The following is a 26,207-nucleotide window of genomic DNA, read 5'->3' on the forward strand; positions in this document are numbered from 1 at the left end:
TTCCTAAGACCGCTTGGCCTCCGACTTCCGTCGGGCGCCGCACCGCGCGTGTTCGCTCCTCAGCTGCGCGTGGCGGACAAGCCCGCCGCGGCCGTGCTCCGGGTGATCCGTCGCGGCGGGCTGGTGCTCCGCGACGAGATCGCGCGCGAGACCGGCCTCTCGGCCGCCACCGTCAACCGCCAGGTCACCGCGCTGATCGAGGCGGGACTGGTGCACGAGCGCGCCGACCGCGCGGCCAGCGGTGTCGTCGGCCGGCCGCGGCTTCCGCTCGAGATAGACCCCGACGGCCCGCTGGCTCTGGGGATCCACATCGGCTTCCGCGTCAGTACCATCACGATGCACGACGTGTCCGGCAAGACCGTCGGCGCGATCCAGATCCCCACTCCCGCCAGCACCGACCCGGGTGAGGTGCTGTCGGTGGTCGCGACCAGCGCGCGGCGCTTCCTCACCCGCTGGGGTGGGCGCTCGATCCTGGGCGCCGGCGTCGCGATCGGCGGCCGGGTGGACGACCGTGGCGTGGTCGTCGACCATCCTCGCCTGAAGTGGAGCGGTGTCGCGTTGGGCGAGCGCCTGTCCGGAGCGATCGGGCTGCCCGTCACCGTCGCCCCGCACGTGGAGGCGATGGCCGCCGCCGAACTGCACCTGTCGCCCGAGCTCGAGTCGCAGGGCTCGACGCTGTACTTCTACGGCCGCGAGACCGTGGGCGTCGCGCTCGCCCTGCACGGTGCCGTGCACGCGCCCAAGTCGGGTCCGCACACGATCGGCCACCTGCCGATCCGCGGCGCAGACCTGCTCGATACGCACCGCACAGGCCGACTCGAGGACGCCGTCACCGACACGGCCTTCGTGGACGCAGCCGTCGCCGCGGGCCTGACCGCGCGCACCCCCGCGGATGTGCACAAGATCGCCGAGCAGGGTCCCGACACCGCCGACGGGGGGATCGCGCACGCGCTGATCGCCGAGCGTGGCCGTCTGTTGGGCGAGGCCGTCGCCTTGGTGGCCGACATCTTCAACCCGGACCGCGTGATCCTGGGCGGGCAGGCGTTCACCGACTACCCGGCGATCCTGCCGGAGGTGTCGCGGGCGCTCAAGGCCACCTCCGCCGAGCCCGGCCGCGAGGTCCGGGTGACCAGCGCCGCCGCACGGGTGCAGCAGCAGGCCGCTGGCGCCGTGGCCCTCGACGGTGTCTACACGGACCCACTGGGGGCGGTGGCACGCATCTCGGCGTGAGGCGCGCTGGGCGGGGTGGTGCTCGTCGCGCACCTCCCCGCCTGGACTCCAACCTCTCCTTAAGTACGGCGCAATCTGCAGGACGGTAGATTGATCAGCTGAAACTCAGGGAGGTGATGGCCGTGGTAGCGCAGCCGGGCGACGTGATCGCTGGCTACACCGTGGAGTCCGTGCTGGGTACGGGCGGCATGGGGTCGGTGTACCGCGTTCGGCATCGGACGCTGCCACGTTCGGTGGCGCTGAAGGTGCTCCACGAGCAGTTCTCCACCAGCGACTCGGTGCGGGCACGGTTCGACCGTGAGGCGGACATCGTGGCGGGGCTGAAGCACCCCGGCATCGTCGACGTGTACGACCGAGGCGAGTCGGACGGGCACCTGTGGATCGCGATGGAATTGGTCGACGGCGAGAACCTGTCGTCGATCCTGCAGCGCGAGGGCCCGTTCAGCCTGGACCGCACCGTCGACGTCGTCGAGCAGGTGGCCGACGCGCTCGACTACGCCCACCAGCACGGCATCCTGCATCGTGACGTCAAGCCTGCCAACTTCCTCGTGGAGCGGGGCCGGCGCGGTGAGCACGTGCTGCTCGCGGATTTCGGGATCGGTGCCGCGCAGACCGAGGTCGGTCAGCACACCGAGACCGGCATGGTGGTGGGTACCCTTGCCTACACGGCGCCGGAGGCGCTGCTGGGTCAGTCCGTCGACTACCACGCCGACATCTACTCGCTCGGCTGCGCAGCGTATGTGATGCTCACCGGCGCACCGCCGTTCGACACCAACGTGACCGGGCAGCTGATGCTCGCGCACATCAGCCAGAACCCGCCCAATGTGCGCCTGCGGCGGCCCGACCTCTCGCCCGAGGTCGACTTCGTGCTGCAGCGTGCCCTCGCCAAGAACCCCGTCGACCGGTTCCAATCGGCGGGCGAGTTCGCCGCGGCGCTCGCCACCGCCGCACGCCGGATGTCGGGCGCCGCCGGGATGGTGCCGCCCGCGCCGCTGCCGCCCAACTGGCAGGGGACACCGTCGAATCCGGCGCAGCGCACCGGGATCCGCCAGCCGAGCTCGCCGTCGTACCCCGGCATGGGGCAGCCGCCGCCGGGCTACCGGCACCCCGGCGGGATCGGACCGTCGCACCCCTCCAACCCGACCATGCAGGGGCCGGAGGCGCCCGTAGGGTCGGCGGGGAAGGCAGGGAAGGCCAAGCGCCGCAACCTGATCGTCGCGGGCGCCGCCGTGGTGATCGTGCTGGTGCTGGTGATCTCTGGCGTGGTGTGGGCGGTCGGCGGGGGCAACGGGGGCTACGCCGGGCCCGCGCTCGACGCGTGGTCACCGGTCACCGTCGACGATGCCAACGGGACTACGCTGCTGAAGTCGCGCCCGTCGCGGATCGTGGCGCTGGGCCAGGGCGACGCGGAGATGGTGGCCGCGCTGGGACTCCCGGTCGTGGGCGCGGCCAACGGTACGAACTCCGGTGCGCCGTCGTGGATCCCGGGCGCCTCGTCGATCGCCACCGTCGGCACCTCCACCGCACCCGACAAGTCCGCGATCTCGGGGCTCAAGCCCGACCTGATCATCGACACCGACGCGGCCGCCACCTCGCAGGCGGCGGACTTGAAGTCGGTGGCGCCCACCATCACCCGGCCCACCGACTACGCGAACGGGTGGGACTGGAAGCAGCAGATGGACTTCATCGCGAAGGCGCTCGGAGCGACCGCGCGCGCGAAGGACGTGCAGTCGAAGTACGACGCGAAGGTGGGCACCCTCCGCGGCCAGAACCCAGGCTTCGCGAACGTCAAGGCCACGTTGCTCGACTACACCGGCTCGGACACGCTGGTGGCGAACACCGGGGCCTCGCCGTTCGAACTGCTGAACTCCCTGGGCTTCTCGATGCAGGTGCCGATCACCGGCACCGGCACGTGGATCACGGCGAACTCGACCGACCTGTACTCCCTCGTGTCGAGCGACAAGGTGGACAAGGCGTTCGTGGCCCGCACGGACTCCGGCGCCAGCGGCGGCGGGTACGCGGGGCTGCCCGACTCCCTGACCTCCGGTGTACCCGTGTCGATCATCGACTCGAGCAGCGGCGTCGACGCGCTGCTCACCGGCGGCCCGCTCGCGCTCGACACCGTGGTCGCCGACGTGCTCCCCAAGCTGAAGTGACGTCCGACGCGAATGGTTCGATACTGAGATGACTCCGCCCCCGACGGAACAGACCCTGACCGACGCCGACCTCACCCACCTCGCGGCCGAGATCGCCGAGGGCCGGCGCCCCACCGTGTACCTGCGCGAACCGGTCCCCGGACTCGGGCTCGCCGCGGGTGCATCCGGCCGGGTCGTCGCGGTGGACGGTACGACGGTGACGGTCAAGCCCGCCGGGGTCGACGACCAGCTGCCGTTCGAACCCGTCGAGCTCCGGATGACCAGGCAGCCCAAGCCCGCCAAGGCGGCACCGGCGAAGCGGACCGCGCCCTCGGCGAAAATCGCTTCGAAGGCGGCACCGTCGAAGGCCTCGCCGCCGAGAACCGCCGGTGCCCGGGCGCCGCGGTCGGTGGCGATCACCGTCTACGTGGGTGCGGACAACACCGCATCGCTGCGGGTCACCCGTAACGTTTCGAAACCGTCAGGGGCGCAGGATATCCCGATCGCCGCCGTGCATAAGGCCGTGGCCGGGCTGGGGGATCGGGACGCGAAGGCGGCGGTGGCCGATGTGTTGGCCGCGGCCCGCGACGCCGCCGCGGGCCGCGTCGCCGATCTGCAGGCCGAGCTGCTCGCCGCGAAGAAGTCCCTCGCCGCGATCGAACGCGCCAAGCGCACCCAGCCCTGAGCGGATCCTCGGTCTCCGACCCGACCGTCGGCTAGTCGATCTCCCACGCGCTCGGGGGGATCGGGGCGAGGTTGTCGATGAGGTAGCGGACGCGGGGCTCGATCTCGTCCACCTTCAGCCGCGTCTGCTTCCAGGTCATCAGCAGATCCCGCTCGAACCACAGCGGTAGGGGCTTGCGGGGGTCGTCGAGCATCCGTTGAATGTTCTGCGCGTGCAGGACGGCGTGCGCGAACCGCGGGTCCTTCGCCGACACGATGAACTCGTCGTTGAACGCCTGTGACTCGAAGGTGACCTTATGGGCGGTCAGCGCCCGTTTGACGCCGCCGAAGTGGCCGGTGGGTGTGATCTCGAGGGAGTGCGGCGAGCCGGGCGTCGGGATGGTCACGATCATGTGGTTGATGTTGTTCGTGTACATGTCGCCGTCGCTGTCCCAGGTCGTGTCCTCGGACTGGAGGAGGAAGGCGGTGAACTGGTGGCCGTCGATCTCGCCGCGGACCACGTCGTACGCCCCGGGATGGTGGGCGCCGGTGAACGGCTCGTGGTTCGCCAGATACGCCAGCGCGTCGTTGGATCCGGCATAGCGCCATCCGTGTTCCTCGGCAGACGCCGCGACCGGGTTCACCGAATTCCGGCGGAACAGGCCCATCGCTTCCTCCTCGAGTACGGGGACGCTCGTCCCATACGGCCGTGTTCGGCCCACATGCATGTGCATGCGGGCCGAACAAGCCTATGCGGCTCAGCCGCAGTGCTGGTTGTTGCGGCTCAGCCGCAGTGCTGGTTGTTGCGGCTCAGCCGCAGTGCCGGTCGTTGCGGCTCAGCCGCAGTGCCCGATCGCGGAGCGGTCCCACCACATGTACACGTTGGTGTACGTGTTGTTGTCCAGGTTCGCGCCGTACACCATCCCCGCATGCGGCGCCGGCCCGAACGGGTGCGTGCCGAGCAGGATCCGGTTGCCGGGCAGTGCCCGTGCCACCGGGCGCGAGTTCGGCTCCGACGACCAGCCCGAGGTCGCCCTCGATATCGCGCAGGCCCCCGCCGCCTGGGCCTGTCCCGCCACGGCTGTGCCCGCCACCGCGATCAGCCCCGCCGCTCCGGCGATCGTCAGCGGCCGCGCCGCCCAGCGCACAGCATGATTCAGATTCCTCATCGACACTCGCTCCATCGATATCGCCGTCCCTTCGATTCCCGATGCCCGTACGGTTCACGGGCGCGAGTCCAGTTCACCCGCAGCGGCCTGGCGAATGCTTAACGGAGACCTGGCACGAGGCCGATCCGAGCGACGACCGGACTTCTCCGTGTCCGCGCGAGGATTCCCGAAGAACAACTCTATGAGCGGCGCCGGCCGAATAATCGACCCTGCGGCGGTGTCGGGGTCGTTCTGCGGAGCTCACCGGACTCGACCGTGACCGGATCCGCCCGGTGTGTGCCTGGTTCGTGTCTTCCCGAGGCGCGCCGCACGCGGCACCGTGGAGGCATGACAGACGCGCTGATCGTGATCGATGTCCAAGAGTCCTTTCGGCAGCGACCCTCGTGGGCACAGGTGTCGAATCCGGACATTGTGGAGGACGTGAATCTACTTGTCGCACAGGCGCGGGAGCGCGAAGCCCTGGTCGTGTGGGTGCTCCATTCGGAACCCGGCAGCGGTGGGGTGTTCGACCCGGACTCCGGATTCGTCGCGCTCGCCGCGGAGCTGCGACCCGTGGCCGGCGAACCGGTCCTGGTGAAGACCACACGGAACGCGTTCACCACCACCGAGCTCGCCCGGATCCTGCAGCGCCACGGAGTCGGGCGGGTGATCGTCAGCGGCATCCAGACGGAGCAGTGCTGTGAGACGACCGCCCGCGTCGCGGCCGATCTCGGATTCGATGTGGTCTTCGTGACGGAGGCGACGGCGACGTTCCCGATCACGCGGCCCGACACCGGCGCCGCCCTGGCGGCCGAGGCCGTGATCGAGCGCACCGAGTTCGCACTCGCCGGCCGCTTCGCGCGGATCGCCACGCTCACGGACGCGTTCTCGGACCCTCTCACCGGGTCCGCGGTGGCATCCTGATCCGGTGACCGCCGCGCTGTTCGTGCTGACCGATGGGGTGCACCTGCTCGATGTCGCGGGCCCCGCCCAGGTCCTGGCCGCGGCGGGCGACCGCGGCGCCGAGTACCGGCTCGGCTACGTCGGCGAGGCGCCGACGGTGCGTAGCCATCAGGGCGTTCGGCTGGCAGCGGACACGGAGTGGCCGCAGCTCACGCGCCACGACATCGTCGTCGTACCGGGCTGGCGGACCGCCGGGGCGAGCGTGCCATTCGCGCGGGATACGTTGCGCCGCATAGCAGAGCACCATGAAGCCGGCGGTGAGGTGATGTCGGTGTGCTCCGGGGCGTTCGCGCTCGCCGCCGCCGGGCTGCTCGACCACCGCCGCTGCACCACGCACCACGAGCTGTGCGCCGAGCTCGCGGCGCGGAACCCGACGGCGGACGTCGTGCGGGACGTGCTGTATGTCAGCGAGGGCGGGGTTCGGACGTCCGCCGGGATCGCCAGCGGTATCGACGCGGCGCTCGCGCTGCTCACCGACCGGCACGGCCCGGCGCTGGCAGCGCAGGTCGCGCGGTCGATGGTGGTGTACACGCGCCGCAACGGCGACAGTCCGCAGCGTTCCATCATGCTGGCGCACCGCGACCACACCGACGACACGGTGCACCGCGCGCTCGACCTGATCGACACCAGGTTCGCGGAGAACCTCCCGCTACAGACGATCGCTCGCCATGCCGGGGTATCGGAACGCACCCTCACGCGTTCCTTCGGCGCCGTCGTCGGCACCACTCCGCTGCGCTACCAGCAGGCCCTTCGCCTCGAGCACGCCGAAGCGCTCATCGCGGGCGGTGCCACCGTCGAGAATGCCGCCCGCACCGTCGGATTCGCCGACGGGCGGATGCTGAGACGCCTGCGCTCAGGCTGAGAGGCCGAGTGCGGTGTCCATCAGATAGACCAGCTCGTCGCGGAACCGCGGGCGGCGGCGCAGCCGTCGGGTGCGGGCGAAGTCGTTGGCGATGGTCATGGCGGCGCCGACGGCGATCCGTGCCCCGGCCGCGTCGGGTCCGGCACCGTCGGGCCCGGTCAGCAGTGCGCCCCAGCGCGCCACGTACCCGCGCTGCGCGGCCAGCAGGGACTCGCCGCCGGCCTCGATGAGCAGCTCACGCCCGACGGTGAAGGCGACGGCGAGGTCCGGCGAGATCGCGAGGTTACGCGCGTACGACCGCACCAGCAGCCGGAGTTGCTCATGAGCGTCGTTCGTGGCGGCGGTCGACTCGACGACGCCCAGCTCGAGTCCCGCCGCGGCGCGGCCGCAGATCGCCAGCAGGATCGAGGACTTGCTGGGGAAGTGTCGGTACACCGAGGGACCCGAGATTCCCACTGCCGCACCGATATCGTCGATGCCCACCTGCCCGTAGCCGTTGTCGAAGAACAACCGCGCGGCGGCGTCCAGCAACTCGTCACGTCGGATGGTGCGAGCGGGCGGCGCCGGTGGCGGGGGGAGTGACGGTGCCGCCGACGGTGGCGCGTCCAGAACCCGCGCGCCGATCACCTCGAGCTCGGCGCGATAGCGGCGCACCCCGATTCGACCCCGGCTGATGGGTACGGACCCGGCCACCGCCAGCGTCGCCCACGCGAGGACCCGGGCATCGTCCACGCTCAGCGCCGGCCGCTCCTGCGCCAGCAGGCCCACCCAGCGGCCGAGCACCGCTTCGCTGCGCTCGATCATCGCCCGAGCCTGCTGCGCCGACAGGTGCCGGCGGTTCCACCGCCACAGCACGATGGGGACCGGATCGGAGACCGACATGGCGACGACCCCGGCCAGTAGGTCGGCGTAGCGGGCGTCCGGGCGGGCGAGTACGGCGTCGGTGACCGCCTCCATCTCGTCGACGGCCGCAGCCATCGCCGCCGCGAGGATCGCCTGCTTGTCGGCGAAGTGGCGGTAGACCGACGGCCCGGTCACGCCGGCGCCGCGGGCGATGTCGGCGACCGAGACGTGCTCGTAGCCGCGCTCGGTGAAGAGCGCGGCGGCGATCGCGATCAGTTGGCGGCGGCGCTCTGCAGGCCGCAGCCGGGTGCCTGTGTTGGTCATCGTGTAACGAGACACTAGCCGATCGGAGGTGCTCTTTTTCACCTTTCGACCAGCCGCCCTTTCAAAATAAGTTACGGCGGGTTAGCCTGTAGCCAGGTGGACCCAACGCGGTCCGCGAACCTTCTTTCACGAGAGGACGGAAGACGACAAGTGTCTGACGCATTCATCTACGAGGCGATCCGCACGCCCCGTGGCAAGCTCAAGGGCGGTTCGCTGACCGCTGTGAAGCCCACCGATCTGGTGGTGGGTCTGATCGACGAGATCCGGACGCGTAACCCCGAGATGGACCCCGCGACCGTCGACGACATCGTCCTCGGCTGCGTCTCGCCGGTGGGCGAGCAGGGCGCCGACATCGCGCGCACCGCCTCGATCGTGGCCGGTCTGCCGGAGACGGTGGCGGGCGTGCAGATCAACCGCTTCTGCGCCTCCGGCCTCGAGGCCACCAACATCGCGGCACAGAAGGTCGCGGCCGGCCTCGGCGACGATCTCGTGCTGGCGGGTGGCGTCGAGTCGATGTCCCGCGTGCCGATGGGCTCCGACTTCGGCGCACTGTTCTACGACCCGAAGTACAGCTACGACAACTACATCGCGCCGCAGGGCATCGGTGCCGACCTGATCGCGACCATCGAGGGCTTCTCCCGCGAGGACGTCGACCAGTACGCCGCCGAGTCGCAGGACCTCGCCGCCAAGGCGTGGGACGAGGGCCGGTTCGCCAAGTCGGTCGTCCCGGTGAAGGACCAGAACGGCCTCGTCGTGCTCGACAACGACGAGCACCGTCGGCCCGGCACCACCGCCGAGCAGTTGGGCAAGCTGCGCGCCGCGTTCACCGTGGTCGGTGAGATGGGCGGCTTCGACGCCGTTGCACTGCAGCGCTACAACCACGTCGAGAAGATCAACCACGTGCACACCGGCGGCAACAGCTCGGGCATCGTCGACGGTGCCGCCCTGGTCCTGGTGGGCAACGAGGCCGGCGGCAAGAAGGCCGGCCTGACCCCGCGCGGGCGCGTCGTTGCGACCGCTTCGACGGGTGCCGACCCGACGATCATGCTGACCGGACCCACGCCTGCCACCGAGAAGGTCCTCGCCAAGGCCGGCCTGACCGCCGACGACATCGACGTCTGGGAGCTCAACGAGGCGTTCGCTTCCGTGGTGCTCAAGTGGATGAAGGACTTCAAGCTCGACCGCGAGCAGGTGAACGTCAACGGCGGCGCGATCGCCCTCGGCCACCCGCTCGGCGCGACCGGCGCGATGCTGGTCGGCACCGTCCTCGACGAGCTCGAGCGCACCGGAGGCCGCTACGGCCTGATCACGCTGTGCATCGCCGGCGGCATGGGCTCCGCGACCATCATCGAACGTCTCTGAAGCTCTGTGCGGCTCGATTATCACCAGGGAGAATACGAAAAAGTATGTCTGACAACATGATCCGCTGGGAGCAGGACGCCGACGGTGTCGTCGTGCTGACCATGGACGACCCGGCCAGCTCCGCCAACACGATGAACGACACCTACGCGGCGTCGATGCACGAGACCGTCGACCGCCTCGAGGCGGAGAAGGACTCCATCACCGGCGTCGTGATCACCTCCGCCAAGAAGACGTTCTTCGCGGGCGGCAACCTCGAGCAGATCCGCCAGGCGCGGCCCGAGAACGCGCAGGAGGTGTTCGACAACCTGCAGCAGATCAAGGGCGACCTGCGGCGCCTGGAGAAGCTGGGCAAGCCCGTCGTGGCCGCGATCAACGGCGCCGCGCTCGGCGGCGGCCTCGAGATCGCCTTGGCGACGCACCACCGCATCGCGGCGGACGTCAAGGGTTCGATCATCGGCCTGCCCGAGGTCACCCTGGGCCTACTGCCCGGCGGCGGCGGCGTGACCCGCACCGTCCGGCTGCTCGGCTTGCAGGGCGCCCTGATGGGCGTGCTGCTGCAGGGCCAGCGGAACAAGCCCGCCAAGGCGAAGGCCGTGGGCGTGGTCGACGAGCTGGTCGGCACCGTCGACGAGCTGCTGCCCGCCGCGAAGGCCTGGATCAAGGCCAATCCCGACGCTGCGGCGCCCTGGGACAAGAAGGGCTACGAGATCCCGGGCGGCGGCCCGACGGACAAGCTGCTCGCCGCCAACTCACCGGCCTTCGCCGCGAACCTGCGCAAGCAGCTCAAGGGCGCGCCGATGCCGGCACCCGAGGCCATCCTGGCCGCCGCGTTCGAGGGCACGTACGTCGACTTCGACACCGCGCTCGAGATCGAGTCCCGCTACTTCACCAAGCTGGCCACCGGCCAGGTCTCGAAGAACATGATCAAGGCGTTCTTCTTCGACCTGAACCACATCAACGGCGGCGGGTCGCGGCCCGGGGGCGGGCCCGACGCAACCGTGTACGACAAGTACACCGCCAAGAAGGTCGGCGTGATCGGCGCTGGCATGATGGGCGCGGCGATCGCGTACGTCTCGGCGAAGGCCGGCATCGAGGTCGTGCTCAAGGACGTCTCCCTCGAGGCCGCCGAGCGCGGCAAGCAGTACTCGGTGAACCTGGAGCAGAAGGCGTTGGCCAAGGGCCGCACCACGCAGGAGCGTAGCGACGAGCTGCTGGGCCGGATCCTCCCGACCGCCGACGCCGCCGACTTCAAGGGTGTCGACCTCGTGATCGAGGCAGCCTTCGAGTCGGTCGAGGTCAAGAACGCCGTGTTCCAGGAGATCGAGGACATCGTCGAGCCCGACGCGATCCTCGGCTCGAACACGTCGACCCTACCGATCACGATCCTCGCCGAGGGCGTCAAGCGCTCCGAGGACTTCATCGGTATCCACTTCTTCTCCCCGGTCGACAAGATGCCGCTGGTCGAGATCATCCGCGGCGAGAAGACCTCGGATGCGGTGCTGGCCAAGGTGATCGACTACACGCTGCAGATCAAGAAGACTCCGATCGTGGTGCACGACAGCCGCGGCTTCTTCACCTCCCGCGTGATCGGCACGTTCATCAACGAGGCCCTCGCGGCCATCGGCGAGGGTGTCGACCCGGTGTACCTGGAGCAGGCGGGCCTGCAGGCCGGCTACCCGGCCGCGCCGCTGCAGCTGGCGGACGAGCTGACGCTCACGCTGATGCAGAAGATCCGCAAGGCCACCGCCGAGGCGCTCGAGGCCGAGGGCAAGACGGTCCCGAACCACGGCGCGTTCGCCGTGGTCGACTGGATGGTCGAGAACGGCCGCCCGTCTAAGAAGGACGGCGCCGGATTCTACGACTACGCAGACGGCAAGCGTGCCGGCCTGTCGAAGGGTTTCCAGGAGCACTTCAAGTCGGGTAGCTCCAACCCCGACTTCCAGGAGCTGCAGGAGCGGATGCTGTTCGCCGAGGCCGTGGAGACCGTGCGGTGCTTCGACGAGGGCGTGCTGACGTCCGTCGCCGACGCCAACATCGGCTCGATCTTCGGCATCGGCTTCCCGGCCTGGACCGGCGGCGTGCTGCAGTACATCAACGGCTACGAGGGCGCCGACGGGACGATCGGGCTCAAGCCGTTCGTGGCTCGCGCGCAGGAGCTGGCCGCGAAGTACGGCGAGCAATTCACCCCGCCCGCATCCCTGATTGCCAAGGCAGACGCCGGCGAGACGTACGAGTAGGTCTGTCGCCTGACGGTTCTCATCTCGCGAGGCCCGGTTCCCGTTCGCGGGGCCGGGCCTCGCTGTATGGATACGGTCCGGAACTCGGTGAGGGGGCCGGTACCGGCTATGCCACGGACTCTGCGACCGAGAAGCCGACCAGCGTCGGTAGGGGCGAGAATGTCCGGGTGACGGATGTGATGCGTGCGGTGGTGTACGACCGGGTCGGCGAACGGCCCCGGGTGACCGAGGTCGCCGTGCCGGACTGTCCCGTAGGCGGCGCGGTCGTTCGCGTCGAGGCGACCGGCGTGTGCCGCTCCGACTGGCACGCGTGGCGCGGGCACGACCCGGTGCCGCTGCCGATGATTCCCGGCCACGAGTTCGCGGGGGTGATCACCGAGATCGGCGCCGGAGTCACCCGGTTCGCTCCCGGTGACCGCGTCACGGCCCCGTTCGTCAACGGCTGCGGGCGCTGCGAGTGGTGCCGATCGGGCGATGCCCAGGTATGCCCGGACCAGACGCAGCCGGGCTTCACCCGCAATGGCTCGTTCGCCGAATACGTCGCCGTCACGGCGGCCGACACGAATCTCGTGCGGCTACCGGACACCGTCGGCGCAGACGCCGCGGCCGCGCTCGGCTGCCGCTTCGCCACCGCGTTCCGGGCCGTCACGACACACGGCCGCGTGCGGGCCGGTGACGCGGTCGCCGTGTTCGGTTGCGGCGGAGTCGGTCTCTCCGCCGTGATGGTCGCCGCAGCGCTAGGGGCCCGCGTGACGGCCGTCGACGTGTCCGATGCGGCGCTCGACCGGGCACGCGGACTCGGCGCGGTGCGCACCGTGCGCGCGCCGGGGGCGTCGGGGGAGGGGTCGGCGGACGATGCCCGCGTGGAGGCCGCCGTGATCGACGCGACGAACGGCGGCGCGCACGTCACGATCGACGGGATCGGAACCGCCGCGACCGCGACCGCCGCCATCCGCAGCCTGCGCCGACGGGGACGGCACGTGCAGGTCGGGCTGATGCTCGGCGACGCGGCGACGGCGCCACTGCCCTGGGGCCGCGTGATCGCCTGGGAGATCACCGTGTTCGGCTCGCACGGAATGAGCGCCCGCGACTACCCTGCGATGCTGGCCATGCTCGAGGATGGCAGCCTCGACCCCCGACGGCTCGTCCGCTCGGTCACCGATCTGGACGGGGCGATCGGCGCGCTGCTGGACATGGACTCCCCGCAGCGGTCTGCCGGCGGCATCGTGGTGGCGCGGCCCTGACTCCCGGACCGAAAACCGTTTGAGCCCAGCGGTGCGACGTGGCAGTGTCTACCGACGGGAGAGCCGGGGGAAGCGGCCGCAGCGAGGTATCGCCGGCGGTTCCGTGCGTCGCCCCGTGCGCCCGTCGGGCAAGAGGTCGACCGACCTCCTGGGTTCGACTCCCTGTAGCGGTGCCCGCCCCGGGAACCGCGTCCGGCGGCCCTGCGGCCCTCGGTGTCCGGTCGGACGATCACGCCATCGGCGTGCGCATCCGACCGGTCCCGTGCGGTCCCGCCGTCGGATGTGCCAGGGGCGGGTACCGGCCCGATACGGACGCGAAGAACGTTGATAGGAAAGGATTTTCACATGGCGCTCGTCGGCAGGTCGATCAGCGTGCCAGTCGGCTACAACGCCCTGGACTACCGGGACGGTGAGGTGCAGCGGGTGCTCGGCCCGGGGCGGCACCGGGTTCGCGACGAGCGGACGATCGTGACCGTGCCCGTCCGCGAGCGGCTGTTGGCTGTGGCCCCGCAGGAGATCACGACGGCCGAGTCGGTGACCATCCGCGTGTCGATGACGTTGCGGATCAAGGTGATCGACCCCGTCGCCTACGTCGAGCGGGCTGCGGAGCCGGACGCCGTCGTGTACCTCGCGGCGCAGATCGCGCTGCGGGACATCGTCGTCGGAGTCGCGGTCGTCGACGTGCTGCGCCGGGGCGACGCCATCGACGTCGGCCCGATCGCGCGGGCCGCCCGCACCGCGGGCTCGGACGTGGGTATCGAGGTGCTGGCGGTCGTCGTCAAGGACGTCGTCGTCCCGCACGAGATCCGTTCCGCGGCCCTCGAACTGATGACCGCCAAGGCCAGGGGTGCGGCGCGACTGGAGGAGGCGCGGGCGGAGACCACGTCGCTCCGGGCGCTGGCGAACGCGGGGCGGATGCTCGACGCGTCGCCGGCTCTGGCATCGCTGCGCATGATCCAGGCGGCACCGCCCGGCTCGAAGGTGGTCATCGCGGTCGGCGGCGATGTGGGGCGGCCCGGGGACGCCGACTGATCCGCGTGGCCGGCGTGGTCGACCGGGGATTCAGTGGTCGGCGGCGTGGACGGCACGCGCACGCTCGATCTCGGGCACGTGCGCCTCGGCCCAATCCCGAAGGGCTCCCAGTGGGACCAGTAGGGAGCGGCCGAGCGGCGTGAGGGCGTACTCGACGCGCGCGGGTGTGCCGCCGAGGTCGGTCCGGGAGATCAGCCCGTCGGCCTCCATCGTTCGCAGCGTCTCCGTCAGCGCCTTCGGGGTGATCCCCTGGATGTAGCCTTTCAGCTGCGTGAACCGCCTCGGCCCCGCCTCGAGTGCGGTCACGACGAACACCGTCCAGCGAGCACCGATGCGGTGCAGCACGGTCCGACTCGGACAGCTCGCCGCCATCACGTCGTAAGCCTTCGGCACTGGTCACCTCCAGTAGCGTTGAAGATACCGATATACAAACTATACCTTCGCTGTCATGACCAACACACTCGAGAACAAGCGGATCCTGATCGTCGGCGGCGGACGCGGGATCGGAGCACACATCGCACGCCGCGCCGAACAGAGCGGCGCAGAGGTCGTGATCGCCACCAGGGACGGTGCCGGCGGCACCCGGATCGACGTACTCGATGAGGTGTCGATCGCCGCCGCCGCACAGGACATCGGCCCCCTTGACCATGTCGTGACCACCGCATCGGCACACCACGACGTAGCCGTCACCGAACTCCGGCAGGACGGGATCGCCGACGCTCTGGGCGCGAAGGTCACAGGCGCCCTGCTGCTTGCGAAGCACTTCGCCCCACAGGTGCGCCCTGGCGGGTCGTTCCTGCTGTTCTCCGGGATCGTCGGTTGGAAGCCCGCCGCGGGCACCGTCGTCAAGGGCGTCGCGAACGGAGCCCTCGAATACGTGGCGGCGCACCTGGCCGTCGAGCTCGCGCCGCTGCGGGTCAACGCCATCGCACCCGGCATCGTCGACAGCGGGACGTGGGACCGGCTCGGTGACGAGCGGAAGGCCGCGCTTTTGCAGGGCGCCGCCGAGAGCGGCCTCGTCGGCCGGCACGGCACCGTCGACGACATCGCCGACGCGGCCTTATGGCTGCTCGGCGCGGGCTACGTCACCGGAGAGCTCATCCACGTCGACGGTGGCGCCCGACATCGCTAGTCCGGCCCCGCATCGATCACCTGCAGCGCGACCTCCGCCAGTTTGGTGTTGGAGTCCTGGGAGAGCCGGGCCAGCAGGCGGAAGGCACCGTCGGCGTCCAGCTTGTAGCGCTCCATGATCATGCCCTTGGCCTGCCCGATGATGTCGCGGGTCGTGAGCGCGGCGCGGATCTGTTCCTTCTCGCGCACAGCGGAGAACGCGACCGCCGCGTGCACGGCGAACAACGAGCCGATCGAGGCGGACTCGGCGGTGAACGAGTGCGGTGCACGGGCCAGCAGGTTGAGCGTGCCGTACGTGTCGTTCTGCACGTACAGGCAGAGCGACAGCATGGATCCGACGCCCGCCTCGCGCGCCGCGGCGGCGAACCGGGGCCACCGGGGCTCATCGCCCGTGTCGGGGACCTCGATCGTCGTGGACTCGAACGACGCATGCACACAGGGCCCCTCGCCGAGCTCCTGCTGGATCCGGGCGATCCGCAGCACCACATCGTCGGGGGCACCGGGGCTACTGAGCTGGCCCATCGCGTCGACGAGGATGACGCCGGCGTCGTCGGCGCCCGGCACCTGTTCGGCCGCGAACCGAAGCATCGCGGACAGCAGCGACTCCGACGACGCCGACTGCTCCCGCAGCCGCCGCGCGATCTCGCCCATCCGCTCGACCAGGGAGAGTTCCTCGAGTGGCACGTCCGCCACCTCGAGGACCTGGCCGAGCACCGAGGGCAGCTGCTCTGCTGGGTTGCTGGGGTTTTCACTACGAGGGTGCACGGCCACCGTTCTTCGGCCCCGCGGTGTCGCACCGCAGGAACTGACAGGCTGGATGGTCCGCCGGCTGCTTGACGGGTCGAGCCACTACGGGCCCGTTCATATTCTAGTTCGTCACCATATCGTCACGCGCTCCTCCGGGGCGAGATACAGCCCGTCCGCCTCGGCCACATCGAACGCGCGGTAGAAGGCGTCCAGGTTGCGCGCGATGCCGTTGCAGCGGAACTCGGGAGGTGAATGAGGGTCGGTCGCCAGGCGCCGGATCGCCTCCGCGTCACGGCTCTTGCCCCGCCACACCTGCGCCCAGCTGAAGAACACGCGCTGCAGCCCCGTCAGGCCGTCGACGGGCGCGGGCTCGACACCGTTGGTGGCGATCGCATATGCCACCAACGCTATTCCCAACCCGCCCAGGTCGCCGATGTTCTCGCCGATCGTGAACGCACCGTTGACGTGGTGGCTCGGGTCCAGGCCGCGCGGCACGAAGGAGTCGTACTGCGCTATGAGAGATCCTGTGCGAGCGGAGAACTCGGTGCGGTCGGCGTCGGTCCACCAGTCCTCGAGGTTGCCGTCACCGTCGTACTTCGCGCCCTGGTCGTCGAAGCCGTGCCCGATCTCGTGCCCGATCACGGCTCCGATGCCGCCGTAGTTGACGGCGTCGTCGGCGTCGGGGGAGAAGAAGGGTGGCTGCAGGATCGCGGCGGGGAAGACGATCTCGTTCATCCCGGGGTTGTAGTAGGCGTTGACGGTCTGCGGCGTCATGAACCACTCGGCGCGGTCGACCGGCGCGCCGATCTTGGCGAATTCGCGGTCGTGTTCGAAGGCGTTGCCGCGCCGCACGTTACCGATCAGGTCGGCGTCGATGGTGAGCGCGCTGTAGTCGCGCGGAGCATCCGGGTAGCCGATCTTGGGCGTGAACTTTCCGAGCTTCACCAGGGCGCGCTCACGCGTCTGGGGAGTCATCCACTCCAGCTCGCCGATGCTGCGGCGGTACGCCTCGACGAGATTGCCCACCAGGGTGGACATCTGCTCCTTCGCGGCGGGCGGGAAGTGCCGCGCGGTGTACAGCTCGCCCACCGCGAACCCGAGGTGCTCCTCGACCAGCCCCACCCCGCGCTTCCACCGCTCGCGGTTCTCGGGCGCCCCCGTCAGGACGGTGCCGTAGAACCCGAACCGCTCGGCGACGAACGCCTCGGTGAGATACGGGCTGCGGGAGCTCACGACCCGCCACTTCGCCCACGTCTTCCAGTCGGCGAGCGGCCGATCGGTGAGCAACTGCGCGGCGTGCGTCATGAACGACGGCTGTCGCACGTTGATCTCGGCCAGCGGAACCGTGGAGTCGGAGCCGGTCACGGCCGCCGCCCACGGACCCAACGCGAGGCCGGGTGCGGCGCCGTCGAGCTCCGCGAACGTGCGCAGGTTGTAGGTCTTGTCGGCGTCGCGGCGCTCGACCACCGTCCAGTGCCCGGCAGCGATCGCCGTCTCCAGATCGAGGACCGTGGCCGCGGCCGCCTCGGCGTCGGCACCCGCCGTGGCGACGCCGGCCAGAGCCAGCGAGCGAGCGACATGCGCGGCGAACTGCTCGCGGATCGGCGCGTACTGCTCGTCGCGGTAGTACGACTCGTCCGGCAGCGAGATGCCACCCTGGCCGAGCTGCACGAGGTAGCGGTCGGACTGCTTGGCGTCGGTGTCGACGTAGTACGAGAGCAGGCCGGGCACGCCGGTGCGCTGCAGGGAGCCGAGGACCGCGACCAGCTCGGCCGGCGTCGCGGCACCGTCGACCGCCGCCAACTCCTCCGCGATGGGCGCGGCGCCGAGGTGCTCGACGGTGTCGGTGTCCATGAAGCTGCGGTAGAGCGCGCCGATCTTCCGGGCGTCGGCCGCGGCACCGTCGGCGCCCGCCGCGCACTCCTCGACGATCTCGCGCACGTGCTGCTCGGAAGCGTCGCGCAGGGCGTAGAACGCGCCGTCGGAGGAACGGTCGGCAGGGATCTCATGCCCCGCCAGCCATCGCCCGTTGACATGCCCGAACAGGTCGTCCTGCACGCGGACGCCGGGGTCGAGGTACTGGAGATCGATGCCGGGTACGAATTCGCTGGCTGCCTGGGTCACCAGTCCATCCTGCCAGTGCCGCCCAGTCCGCACCGCGATCTGTCGTACTGCGTACAGGTTTCTGTGACGTGGGTTACCCTTCCCGCCGAAGGGTGAAGTTACCCGCCAGTCACAAGCGGAGGAGTCCGAATGAACCAGGTCACAGGGGGTCGGGTGGCCGTGGCCGTGCTGGCCGCGCTCGCGCTGGTGCTGGGCCTGACGGTGACGCCACCGTCGGCCCCGCACGCGCAGGCCGCGCCGCGCAACACCGCAGGGCCGGGCATCGCGCCCGCCGACTGGACGGCGACGCACGACGCGCCCACGAGATACCCGGGCATGGCCGTCGACTGGGACGTGCCGATCCGGATGTCGGACGGGACGATCCTGCGCGCCAACGTCTACCACCCCGCGGACATCGCGGGTCACGTCATGGGGGGTAGGACGCCCGTCATCGTGAACATGACGCCTTACACCAAGTTGATCAGTGCCATCGCCGAGGTCGCGGTGAACATCCCCGTGCTCAGCCCGGCGCTGGTGTGGGTGCTCAACCAGCTGAACTTCGCCGGCACCCCGATCGCCGGCGTGAACTCGCTGCGCGACGACCTCGACGGCGGCATGATCGGCAACTTCACCGTGGATCCGAAGCTCGTGGAGAACGGGTACACGCAGGTCGTGGTGGACGTGCGTGGCACGGGCTACTCGCAGGGAACCTGGGACGTGTTCGGCGACCGCGAGCAGCAGGACACCGTCGAGGTCCTCGACTGGGCGCGCAAGCAGCGGTGGAGCAACGGCCGGATGGGCATGACCGGCATGTCGTACTCGGGCATCAACCAGCTGCAGGTCGCGGCGAAGCACCCGCAGGGCCTCGACGCCCTGTTCCCGGTGGTGCCCAGCGCCGACCTGGTGCCCGACATCGTCGCGCCCGGTGGCGGCCTCGGCGTCGGCTTCCTGACCCCGTGGCTGCTCCTGGTGAACATCCTGAAGTTCATCCCGGACGCGCGTTCGCTGCTCAACGGGACGTTCGACTGGAAGTGGCTGGCCAGTCGGCTGCAGAGCCCGGCCGTGTTCTTCCCGGAGCTGCTGAGCGGGGTCTTCTCGCCGACGGTGAGCGGCCTGACCCCCACCACGCAGCAGCTGATCGACCCGAACTCCGACCTGCGGCACGCCTACCACACCCCGCTGCAGAACATCACGACGCCGACGTTCGCGATCGGCGCCTGGCACGACCTGTTCACCGGCACCGAGTGGCAGCTGCTCAACAAGCTGACCTCGCTGCCGTCGAGTGAGAAGAAGCTGGTGATGTCCGACGCGTACCACGCGACCGTCACGTCGGACATGGGTAAGCCCGGTGCGCCGCCGCGCTCGGACGTGCTGCAGATGGCCTGGTTCGACCACTGGCTCAAGGGCGTCGACAACGGGATCCAGGACTACGCGCCCGCAACGATCCACCGGCTCGGCGACGGCTGGTGGCAGGGGCCGTCCTTCCCCGAGCCGGGGCAGCGGTACCAGCGGATGTACCTGTCGTCGCTGCCGTCCGGCTCGGCCCGCGGTGCGTTGTCCGACGGCTCGCTGCGGCGTACCCCGCCCCGCATCCGTGCCACGCAGACGGTGGCGCCCGGCCTCTCCACGCTGTGCTCCAACGACACGGCGCAGGCCATGTTCGGCCTGCTGGTGTTCCAGGGTTGCTACGACGACAACCGCCTCGCCGAGACCAACGCCCTGACGTTCACGTCGGCGCCGGTGTCGCAGGGGACCGTGATCTCCGGACCGATCGACCTGCACGTGCTCACGAAGCTCGACGGCACCGACGGGTACTGGAGCGTGATGGTCACCGATGTCGCGCCCGACGGTCGCTCGTCCGTGATCAGCTCCGGCCAGCTGACCACCTCCCTGCGCGCCATCGACGACGCCGACAGCCAGCGGGACAGCGCGGGCGACTACACCGCGCCCTACTACAAGCTCGACATCAAGGCACGGCAGCTCGTGCGGCCCGGTCAGCTGGTGCCGCTCGACATCGGTACCCACGGCACCGACGCCTACCTCGCCCCCGGGCATCGTCTGCGGGTGGATGTGTTCGCGCTCAACCTGATCAAGGGCATGTCGCTCGGGCCCGTCACGCAGGCGTCCGGGCTGCGGCCCGAGCATCTGGTCATCGACCCGGACCAGCCGAGCTATCTGGTCGTGCCGTCCAGCCGACCGCTCGTCTGAACATGTGCACCCTTCCGTCGCCGACGGAACGGTGCACATGTCGGCTGTGGGGCGACGGAAGGGTGCACATGGTGCGCGGGCGACGGAAGGGTGCACATGTTCAGGCGCCGAGTCGCGTGTGCATCTCCCACGCGAGGATCTCGGCACCGTCGGGCCCGGCGGTGACCGTGCGGCCGCCGCCCGCCCCGGGTGCACCGCCGCCGTCGCTCCCGGCGATGAGGCGCAGCGCGTCACCGTCGCCCAACGGCGAGCCGGGCACGCCCTCGACACCGACGGTGCCGGCGGTGACGAACACGTGCCCGAACGGGGCGTCGGGCAGCCTCACCGTCGCCCCCGGACGCAGGCGGGCGACGTGCAGCGCGGCGCCGCGGTTGCCGATCCGGATCGCCGCGTCCTGCCCCGGGATACCCGAGGCGACGGTGACCAGCCCGCCCGCGGCGAGTTGTCCGTCGACCTCGGCCTGCGCGTACCCCGGTTCGGTGTCCCATTCGTCGGGCTGCAGCCACATCTGGATGAAGCGGACCTCGCCGCCCGGCTCGCTGGACGCGAGGTCGTTGCGCTCGGAGTGCAGGATGCCCGTGCCGGCACTCATGCGCTGCACCAGCCCGGGGTAGACGACCCCGGAGTGCCCCGCTGAGTCCTGGTGGACGAGCGAGCCGCGCAGCACCCACGTGACGATCTCGGTGTTGCGGTGCGGGTGCGTGTCGAAACCCCGACCCGCGGCGACGGTCTCGTCGTTGCTGACCAGGAGAACGCCGTGATGGGTGTTGTCCGGGTCGTACTCGTCGCCGAACGAGAAGCAGTGTCGCGAACGCAGCCAGTCGGTGTCGGTGCGCAGGCGATCGGTGCCGCGGATCACTCTCGCTCGAGGGGCCATACTCCCAGGATGCCTCGCGTGGGCGGAGACCAGAAACCGGGGCGGCCACGCCCATCGTTCTCACAGTGTCGATCGGTAAACTCCGCCTCTGGCATTGCAAACCGGCGTGCCGTGCGTTCCTGTCGGCTGCGGTCGATAGGGTGACGGCAACAGTAGGAAGGGGCGCTGAAGTGCGAACGAGGGCAGCGGTTATCGCGCTTGCCGCTGCGCTCACCGCGGCGGGGTTGTCAGGGTGTGGGGACTCCGGTGCGTCGGGTGTCTCGGACATGCTCGGGGGCTACACGGCGGCACTGGACTCGCTGAACGCGATCAACGCCGCTCAGCTGACGTCGTCGCCGTCGGCGGCAGCGGTGGTGCTGGGGCAGACGCTGCGCGACATGCACCCCACGAAGCTCGAGGTCACGGCCGGCAACGTGCAGCGGTACTCCGGCGGCACCGCGACGTTCGACCTGACCACGCACTGGAACTTCGGCCCGGACCGCGACTGGGAGTACACGACCCACGGCACCGCTACCGACCTGTCGATCGGCTGGCGCATCCAGTGGGACCCGTCCGTTCTCGCGCCTGGCATCAACGCCACCACGACCCTGCGCCAGATCCGCACCGACGCCCCGGCGCCCCGCGTCCTGGCGAAGGACGGCCCCGACTTGATGTTCGCGGGCACCGTCCACAAGCTGTCGATCGACCCGTCCAAGACGAAGGATCTCAACGCGAGCTTCGCCGAGGTCGCCAAGATCGTGGCGCCCGTCGCGCCGCTCATCACCGTTGCCTCGCTGACCGCGGAAGCCAAGGCGAATCCGAACGGACCCGTCCCCGTCGTGGACTTGCGTGACGACGACTACGCGGTGCTGTCCGACGACCTCTCAGATGTGCCGGGCCTGACCCAGGTGCCGGCGCCCGACCTGCTGATCTCGGACCGGCAGCTGTTCTCGCCGCTGTTCGACGGGATCAAGGGCGCCTGGCAGGCCGAGCGGGACGCGACCCAGGGCTGGGCCGTGCAGCTCGTGCCCGCATCCGGTCCGCCCACGCGGGTCGTGGGTTACCAGGGCCCACCCGGACCCGACCTCCGGACATCGATGGACACCAAGGTGCAGCTCCAGGCCGAGAACGCCGTGGTACAGCTCGGGCAGCCCGCCGCCATGGTGGTGGTATCGATATCCTCCGGCGCGGTCCTGGCGGCAGCGCAGAACAACCAGGCGTCGACCGTGTCGTCGTCGTGGGCGCTGACCGGCCTGTCGACCACCGGGCCCGTGCTCGAGCCGCTGTTCTCGGTGATCAACAAGGCCGCGGGGACCGACGCCGGTAAGCAGAAGAACCTGCTGGACCCGCTGGGGATCGGGACAGACTTCCCCATGACGGGGGTGCAGACGGTGACGGCTAGCCTGCCCGGGCGGGCCGGCGCGGCGTCCGCTCAGCTGAGCGCAGACACCGTCAAGATGTCGCCCTTCGGTGCCGCGCTCATGATGGCCGCGCTGGCCAAGGGGCAGATGACCGCGCCCTATGTGGTGCAGGGACAGGCGGCCAAGCCCAGCGCGCCGCTGGGCGTGGTGAACGCGGACGTGCGCAAGGCCGCCACCGACGCGATGACGGCGACGATGGCCCCGTCCGGCGACGGTAGCGACCTCGCCGGGACGAAGGTGCGGGGGCTGGTGGGCACCAACGGCCCGGACGGGCCCGGCTGGTTCATCGGGTTCCGCGGCGACCAGGCGTTCGCGATCATGGTGACCGGGCCCACGTCCGGGGCCGGGTCGCTGCAGGTCGCCTCCGCCTACCTCGGCTGAGCGAGGCGCTGGAGCACGAGTCGCGCCACCCCGCGCCAGCCGAGGAGGAACAGGCCCAGGAACACGGTCGCCACGACGACGAAGCTGGGCACCACGCCGCGTGTCGTCAGCAGAGCCCGCGCGACCATGCCGACGGCCACCGTCGCCAACCAGATGATGATGCCGTCGGGAAACACGCGCAGCGGGCGGAAGGTGTGCGTCTCCGGGTCGTGGCTGCGCACCTGCGACAGCGTGTAGGCGAACGCCCAGCCGACGGCAGCGGCCACGAGGAACGGCCACGCAGTGTCCAGCAGCGACGCCGGAGTGAGTGTCTCCGCGTGGCTGAGCCGACCGATCAGGGCGAAGACCACCACCACGACCAGATCGATGAGCAGTACGAACGGGATCCGCATGCCCGTTACGGTAACCGGTGGCGGGGCGCGGGTCCCCTCCGCAGGTGGGATCGCGACCCGGCGGGGCGCGCCTCCCCGACGCGCCCTCGGCCGAACCGTCCCCCGATCCAACCCGCGGCCCCCCAAGGGCCCGGCTCCTCCCCGTTCCCCGGGTGAGCGGCGCGGTCTCCCGGCCGAAGACCTCGCCGCTCACGACAGACAGCCTGCCGAGCCACGCTCGAGGGCGCCTTGCAGTCGCCTAAAAGTCCTGGTCGTCCCGGTGCGTCGCGGGGGGATCAGGGGTCTCGGGCTGCTGGGTGGGGTCGTGCTGCGCGGCCGGGTCGTGCTGCGCGGCCGGGTCGGACTGTTGGGCAGGGTCGGACTGTTGGGCGGTGTGGCCGCGTGGGGCGGTGTCGGGGCCGGCATCGGGGTCGATGTTCATCGACCTGCGGTAGCCGAAGAAGAACACCACCCATCCGATCGCGACCACGAGGAAGTAGCTGATCAGGCGGTAGATGATGGTCGCGGTGAGCGCGGCGCCGCCCGTCATGCCGGCCCACACCAGGGCGGGCGCGAGCGCGGCCTCGACCAGCCCCACGCCGCCTGGGATCGGGCTGATCGTGTTCACGGCCTTCGACGCGGCGTACGCGACGCACAGCGCGGCCAGGCCGGGCCGGCTGCCGACGGCGTAGCAGGCGAAGGCGAGGCAGGCGACGTCGGCGATCCAGTTGAACATCGACCAGGCGAACGCCTCGGCGCCGTACCGGCGGCTGAGCTTGACCGCGCCGAGCTGCTCGAGGATGTCCTTCCACCGTTGGATGCCGAAGTCGCCGGGCTTGTTCCGAAGGTCGTTGGTCCAGCGGATCACGCGGGCGCCCACGGTGTAGATCCCGTCCGGATGGGAGGCGATGTACTGGAACATCACCACGACCACGAGGAACAGACCCACCGACCAGACCACGGAGTACGGGCTGGTCTTGGCGCCGGCCGCCAGTGCACCCGCGAGACCGAGCACGGCCAGTCCCGCCGACATCAGCAGTCCACTCATCACGATCTGCCAGGCGGCGACGACTCGCGACGCACCCCACATGCGGGTCCGGCGGTACACGATGGTTGGCGCTATCACCTGTCCACCCGGCAGAGACTGCGAGACGGAGTTCGACGCGAACTGCAGACCGAGGGCCTGCCACTGCGAGCATCTGACCCCCGCCGAGCGCATCAGCACGCGGATCACCTGGGCATACGAGTCGAACGAGAACCACACGGCCACGACGCAGGCGATCAGCCACTCCCACCGCACGTGGGCCAGTTCGGACCAGGCCAGGTGCAGCCGCGGCCAGGCGAACACCACCTCGACGATCAGTACCACGACCACGAGCCCGAGGAACGCCTTGCGTACCCATCCCAGGCGACGCCGGACGGTGGGCGACCGACCCTCGGCCTGCTCGACGGTACCGTCCTCGGTCATTCGTTCCTCGCCGCTCGGGCCCCGTCGGCGGGGCGGATCACACGCGAGCCTACCGACCGGTGTCGGATCGAGGCGCACGGGAACCGGCAGCGGAGCGCGCGCTCGGCGGTCCCGTCGTAGGGCATCGCTACCGTGGAGCCTGCACGCCCGGAAGGCGTACAGATGGAACTGTCACATTTCCGGCGACAACGCTTCGAAAGACAGCTTCGAAAGACAGCTTCGAAAGACAGCACGGAAACGGCAGCACGGAAACGGCAGCAGAGAAGAGGCGGCGATGGAGCCCGATGTTTCTGACGAAGCGGCCGACCCCCGCGGCCCCACGGATCGGCACGTCGCGGCGAAGAAGCCTGCGCGGGTCGGTCGTGGCGACGCGGACCACGTCACGCCGCTGGTCCGCGCGGGAGCGGAATGGGCGTGGCGGTTCGCGGCGATCGCGGCGGCCGGCTACATCCTGATCCGGATCTTCTCCAAGCTCGAGGAGGTGGTGATCCCCGTCGGGTTGGCGCTGCTCGGCGCGGCTCTGCTGGCACCGCTGGTGGACTTCCTCAACGTGCGGCGGGTGCCCCGTGCGCTCGCGGTTCTGGTATCCCTGCTGATCGCTGTCGGCGCGGTGGTGGGGATCCTGGTGTTCGTGGTCGATCGCGTGGTGACGGGGCTGCCGGCGCTCACCGCGCAGGTGACCCAGTCGATCAAGCAGACTCAGCAGTGGATCACCGATGGGCCGCTGCACATCCGACAGGACCAGATCAACGACATCAGCAACTCGCTGGTCAACGCGCTGCAGAAGAACCAGGCCTCGCTGACGTCGGGTGCGCTCACCACGGCGGCCACCTTCGGCGAGCTCGCCACCGGTCTGCTGCTGATGCTCTTCACGCTGATCTTCTTCATGTACGGGGGCACCCAGATCTGGGAGTTCGTGACGCGCATCATTCCGCGCGGGTCACGTGAGCGGGTACGGGTCGCGGGGCGGCTCGGCTTCCACTCGCTGGTGGGGTACGTCCGTGCCACCGTCGCGGTGGCGGCCGTGGATGGAATCTTCATCGGGGTGGGCCTGGAGATCCTCGGGGTCCCACTCGCTCTGCCGCTGGGTTCGCTGGTGTTCATCGGTGCGTTCGTGCCGATCATCGGGGCCTTCGCCACCGGCACCGTCGCCGTGTTGGTGGCGCTGGTCGCCAAGGGGCCGATCTACGCCGTGATCGCGCTCGCGATCGTCATCGCGGTGATGCAGCTCGAAGGGCACGTGCTCCAGCCGCTGCTCCTCGGCCGCGCCGTGCGCCTGCACCCGCTGGCCGTGGTGCTCTCGATCGCCGCAGGCGCCGTTCTCGGCGGGATCTTCGGCGCGCTGCTGGCGGTGCCACTCGTGGCGGTGCTCAACACCGCGATCCGGTCGCTGCTGGGGGATCCCGTCACCGACGACACGAGACCGGGTGCGGACGGCGACTCGGAATCCGGCGTCGTCCCCGACTCGCCGGGCTGAC

Annotated in this window: 22 protein-coding genes; 13 read left to right on the forward strand and 9 right to left on the reverse strand. The window is 70.1% G+C overall.

Annotated elements, in window-relative coordinates; translation table 11 throughout:
* The first annotated feature begins 48 nt into the window (after nt 1-48).
* The 3 genes from ABD908_RS16930 (at nt 49) to ABD908_RS16940 (ending at nt 4,050) form a co-directional block, all read left to right on the forward strand.
* On the forward strand, nt 49-1,230 hold the full coding sequence (locus tag ABD908_RS16930; RefSeq protein ID WP_425584393.1) for an ROK family transcriptional regulator: 1,182 nt from the start codon (nt 49-51) through the stop codon (nt 1,228-1,230).
* A 116-nt stretch (nt 1,231-1,346) separates the two neighbouring features.
* On the forward strand, nt 1,347-3,386 hold the full coding sequence (locus ABD908_RS16935; protein WP_344998040.1) for a serine/threonine-protein kinase: 2,040 nt from the start codon (nt 1,347-1,349) through the stop codon (nt 3,384-3,386).
* Nucleotides 3,387-3,414: 28 nt separating this feature from the next.
* On the forward strand, nt 3,415-4,050 hold the full coding sequence (locus ABD908_RS16940) for a KOW domain-containing RNA-binding protein (protein WP_344998042.1): 636 nt from the start codon (nt 3,415-3,417) through the stop codon (nt 4,048-4,050).
* Between the two features lie 31 nt (nt 4,051-4,081).
* On the opposite strand, the gene ABD908_RS16945 is transcribed toward ABD908_RS16940, so the two are convergent.
* Nucleotides 4,082-4,696, reverse strand: a complete 615-nt coding sequence (locus tag ABD908_RS16945; protein ID WP_344998044.1) for a type III secretion system chaperone family protein — start codon at nt 4,694-4,696, stop codon at nt 4,082-4,084.
* A 168-nt stretch (nt 4,697-4,864) separates the two neighbouring features.
* Nucleotides 4,865-5,197 carry a hypothetical protein gene (locus ABD908_RS16950; protein WP_344998046.1) on the reverse strand — a complete coding sequence of 111 codons (333 nt, stop codon included), beginning with the start codon at nt 5,195-5,197 and terminating at the stop codon, nt 4,865-4,867.
* 327 nt (nt 5,198-5,524) lie between these two features.
* Between ABD908_RS16950 and ABD908_RS16955 the strand changes: the two genes are divergently transcribed.
* Both ABD908_RS16955 and ABD908_RS16960 read left to right on the forward strand, forming a co-directional pair.
* Nucleotides 5,525-6,100, forward strand: coding sequence for a cysteine hydrolase family protein (locus ABD908_RS16955; RefSeq protein ID WP_344998048.1), 576 nt, complete (start codon nt 5,525-5,527; stop codon nt 6,098-6,100).
* Between the two features lie 4 nt (nt 6,101-6,104).
* Nucleotides 6,105-7,001 (forward strand): GlxA family transcriptional regulator, encoded by an 897-nt coding sequence (locus ABD908_RS16960; RefSeq protein WP_344998050.1) that lies wholly within the window; start codon nt 6,105-6,107, stop codon nt 6,999-7,001.
* On the opposite strand, the gene ABD908_RS16965 is transcribed toward ABD908_RS16960, so the two are convergent.
* The gene (locus tag ABD908_RS16965) at nt 6,993-8,168 is read right to left on the reverse strand and encodes a TetR/AcrR family transcriptional regulator (protein ID WP_344998052.1); all 1,176 of its coding nucleotides are present in this window, start codon (nt 8,166-8,168) and stop codon (nt 6,993-6,995) included. The genes ABD908_RS16960 and ABD908_RS16965 overlap by 9 nt on opposite strands.
* Nucleotides 8,169-8,318: 150 nt before the next feature.
* Between ABD908_RS16965 and ABD908_RS16970 the strand changes: the two genes are divergently transcribed.
* From ABD908_RS16970 to ABD908_RS16985, 4 genes are all read left to right on the forward strand, one after another.
* Entirely contained in the window at nt 8,319-9,530 is a 1,212-nt protein-coding gene (locus tag ABD908_RS16970; RefSeq protein ID WP_344998054.1) for an acetyl-CoA C-acetyltransferase, read from the forward strand.
* Between the two features lie 44 nt (nt 9,531-9,574).
* Nucleotides 9,575-11,767, forward strand: coding sequence for a 3-hydroxyacyl-CoA dehydrogenase NAD-binding domain-containing protein (locus ABD908_RS16975; RefSeq protein WP_344998056.1), 2,193 nt, complete (start codon nt 9,575-9,577; stop codon nt 11,765-11,767).
* Nucleotides 11,768-11,934: 167 nt separating this feature from the next.
* A complete protein-coding gene (locus tag ABD908_RS16980; RefSeq protein ID WP_344998058.1) occupies nt 11,935-13,011 on the forward strand; it encodes a zinc-dependent alcohol dehydrogenase family protein in 1,077 nt (358 codons plus the stop codon).
* A 345-nt stretch (nt 13,012-13,356) separates the two neighbouring features.
* The gene (locus ABD908_RS16985; RefSeq protein ID WP_344998060.1) at nt 13,357-14,043 is read left to right on the forward strand and encodes an SPFH domain-containing protein; all 687 of its coding nucleotides are present in this window, start codon (nt 13,357-13,359) and stop codon (nt 14,041-14,043) included.
* 30 nt (nt 14,044-14,073) lie between these two features.
* Here ABD908_RS16985 and ABD908_RS16990 read toward each other — a convergent pair whose 3' ends face one another.
* Complete coding sequence (locus ABD908_RS16990; RefSeq protein ID WP_344998062.1) at nt 14,074-14,436, reverse strand: winged helix-turn-helix transcriptional regulator; 363 nt, start codon at nt 14,434-14,436, stop codon at nt 14,074-14,076.
* Between the two features lie 55 nt (nt 14,437-14,491).
* On the opposite strand from ABD908_RS16990, the gene ABD908_RS16995 reads away from it, so the two are divergent.
* Nucleotides 14,492-15,175, forward strand: coding sequence for an SDR family oxidoreductase (locus ABD908_RS16995; protein ID WP_344998064.1), 684 nt, complete (start codon nt 14,492-14,494; stop codon nt 15,173-15,175).
* Here ABD908_RS16995 and ABD908_RS17000 read toward each other — a convergent pair.
* Together ABD908_RS17000 and ABD908_RS17005 are read right to left on the reverse strand one after the other, a co-directional pair.
* Nucleotides 15,172-15,939 (reverse strand): GAF and ANTAR domain-containing protein, encoded by a 768-nt coding sequence (locus ABD908_RS17000; protein WP_344998066.1) that lies wholly within the window; start codon nt 15,937-15,939, stop codon nt 15,172-15,174. The genes ABD908_RS16995 and ABD908_RS17000 overlap by 4 nt on opposite strands.
* Nucleotides 15,940-16,050: 111 nt before the next feature.
* Nucleotides 16,051-18,045, reverse strand: coding sequence for a M13 family metallopeptidase (locus tag ABD908_RS17005; RefSeq protein WP_344998068.1), 1,995 nt, complete (start codon nt 18,043-18,045; stop codon nt 16,051-16,053).
* Nucleotides 18,046-18,174: 129 nt separating this feature from the next.
* Between ABD908_RS17005 and ABD908_RS17010 the strand changes: the two genes are divergently transcribed.
* Nucleotides 18,175-20,232, forward strand: a complete 2,058-nt coding sequence (locus ABD908_RS17010) for a CocE/NonD family hydrolase (RefSeq protein WP_344998070.1) — start codon at nt 18,175-18,177, stop codon at nt 20,230-20,232.
* Nucleotides 20,233-20,332: 100 nt separating this feature from the next.
* Here ABD908_RS17010 and ABD908_RS17015 read toward each other — a convergent pair whose 3' ends face one another.
* On the reverse strand, nt 20,333-21,109 hold the full coding sequence (locus tag ABD908_RS17015) for a pirin family protein (protein WP_344998071.1): 777 nt from the start codon (nt 21,107-21,109) through the stop codon (nt 20,333-20,335).
* A 266-nt stretch (nt 21,110-21,375) separates the two neighbouring features.
* On the opposite strand from ABD908_RS17015, the gene ABD908_RS17020 reads away from it, so the two are divergent.
* On the forward strand, nt 21,376-22,890 hold the full coding sequence (locus ABD908_RS17020; RefSeq protein WP_344998073.1) for an NTF2-like N-terminal transpeptidase domain-containing protein: 1,515 nt from the start codon (nt 21,376-21,378) through the stop codon (nt 22,888-22,890).
* On the opposite strand, the gene ABD908_RS17025 is transcribed toward ABD908_RS17020, so the two are convergent.
* Together ABD908_RS17025 and ABD908_RS17030 are read right to left on the reverse strand one after the other, a co-directional pair.
* Nucleotides 22,878-23,282 carry a DUF3054 domain-containing protein gene (locus ABD908_RS17025; RefSeq protein WP_344998075.1) on the reverse strand — a complete coding sequence of 135 codons (405 nt, stop codon included), beginning with the start codon at nt 23,280-23,282 and terminating at the stop codon, nt 22,878-22,880. The genes ABD908_RS17020 and ABD908_RS17025 overlap by 13 nt on opposite strands.
* A 238-nt stretch (nt 23,283-23,520) precedes the next feature.
* Nucleotides 23,521-24,729: a lysylphosphatidylglycerol synthase transmembrane domain-containing protein gene (locus ABD908_RS17030; RefSeq protein WP_344998077.1), complete on the reverse strand. Its 1,209-nt coding sequence runs from the start codon at nt 24,727-24,729 to the stop codon at nt 23,521-23,523.
* Nucleotides 24,730-25,003: 274 nt separating this feature from the next.
* On the opposite strand from ABD908_RS17030, the gene ABD908_RS17035 reads away from it, so the two are divergent.
* Complete coding sequence (locus tag ABD908_RS17035; protein ID WP_344998079.1) at nt 25,004-26,206, forward strand: AI-2E family transporter; 1,203 nt, start codon at nt 25,004-25,006, stop codon at nt 26,204-26,206.
* Nucleotide 26,207: the final 1 nt, after the last annotated feature.

This window comes from Tsukamurella soli (genome assembly GCF_039541155.1).
In the GTDB taxonomy this organism is placed as follows: Bacteria; Actinomycetota; Actinomycetes; order Mycobacteriales; family Mycobacteriaceae; genus Tsukamurella; species Tsukamurella soli.

Coding starts and splice junctions, on each gene's coding strand:
- ABD908_RS17030 (WP_344998077.1), bottom strand. CDS start 24,729: ATGACCGAGGACGGTACCGTCGAGCAGGCCGAGGGTCGGTCGCCCACC.
- ABD908_RS16950 (WP_344998046.1), bottom strand. CDS start 5,197: ATGAGGAATCTGAATCATGCTGTGCGCTGGGCGGCGCGGCCGCTGACG.
- ABD908_RS17020 (WP_344998073.1), top strand. CDS start 21,376: ATGCTCGGGGGCTACACGGCGGCACTGGACTCGCTGAACGCGATCAAC.
- ABD908_RS16955 (WP_344998048.1), top strand. CDS start 5,525: ATGACAGACGCGCTGATCGTGATCGATGTCCAAGAGTCCTTTCGGCAG.
- ABD908_RS16965 (WP_344998052.1), bottom strand. CDS start 8,168: ATGACCAACACAGGCACCCGGCTGCGGCCTGCAGAGCGCCGCCGCCAA.
- ABD908_RS17025 (WP_344998075.1), bottom strand. CDS start 23,282: ATGCGGATCCCGTTCGTACTGCTCATCGATCTGGTCGTGGTGGTGGTC.
- ABD908_RS16940 (WP_344998042.1), top strand. CDS start 3,415: ATGACTCCGCCCCCGACGGAACAGACCCTGACCGACGCCGACCTCACC.
- ABD908_RS17035 (WP_344998079.1), top strand. CDS start 25,004: ATGGAGCCCGATGTTTCTGACGAAGCGGCCGACCCCCGCGGCCCCACG.
- ABD908_RS17015 (WP_344998071.1), bottom strand. CDS start 21,109: ATGGCCCCTCGAGCGAGAGTGATCCGCGGCACCGATCGCCTGCGCACC.
- ABD908_RS16935 (WP_344998040.1), top strand. CDS start 1,347: ATGGCCGTGGTAGCGCAGCCGGGCGACGTGATCGCTGGCTACACCGTG.
- ABD908_RS16975 (WP_344998056.1), top strand. CDS start 9,575: ATGTCTGACAACATGATCCGCTGGGAGCAGGACGCCGACGGTGTCGTC.
- ABD908_RS17010 (WP_344998070.1), top strand. CDS start 18,175: ATGAACCAGGTCACAGGGGGTCGGGTGGCCGTGGCCGTGCTGGCCGCG.
- ABD908_RS16985 (WP_344998060.1), top strand. CDS start 13,357: ATGGCGCTCGTCGGCAGGTCGATCAGCGTGCCAGTCGGCTACAACGCC.
- ABD908_RS16945 (WP_344998044.1), bottom strand. CDS start 4,696: ATGGGCCTGTTCCGCCGGAATTCGGTGAACCCGGTCGCGGCGTCTGCC.
- ABD908_RS16995 (WP_344998064.1), top strand. CDS start 14,492: ATGACCAACACACTCGAGAACAAGCGGATCCTGATCGTCGGCGGCGGA.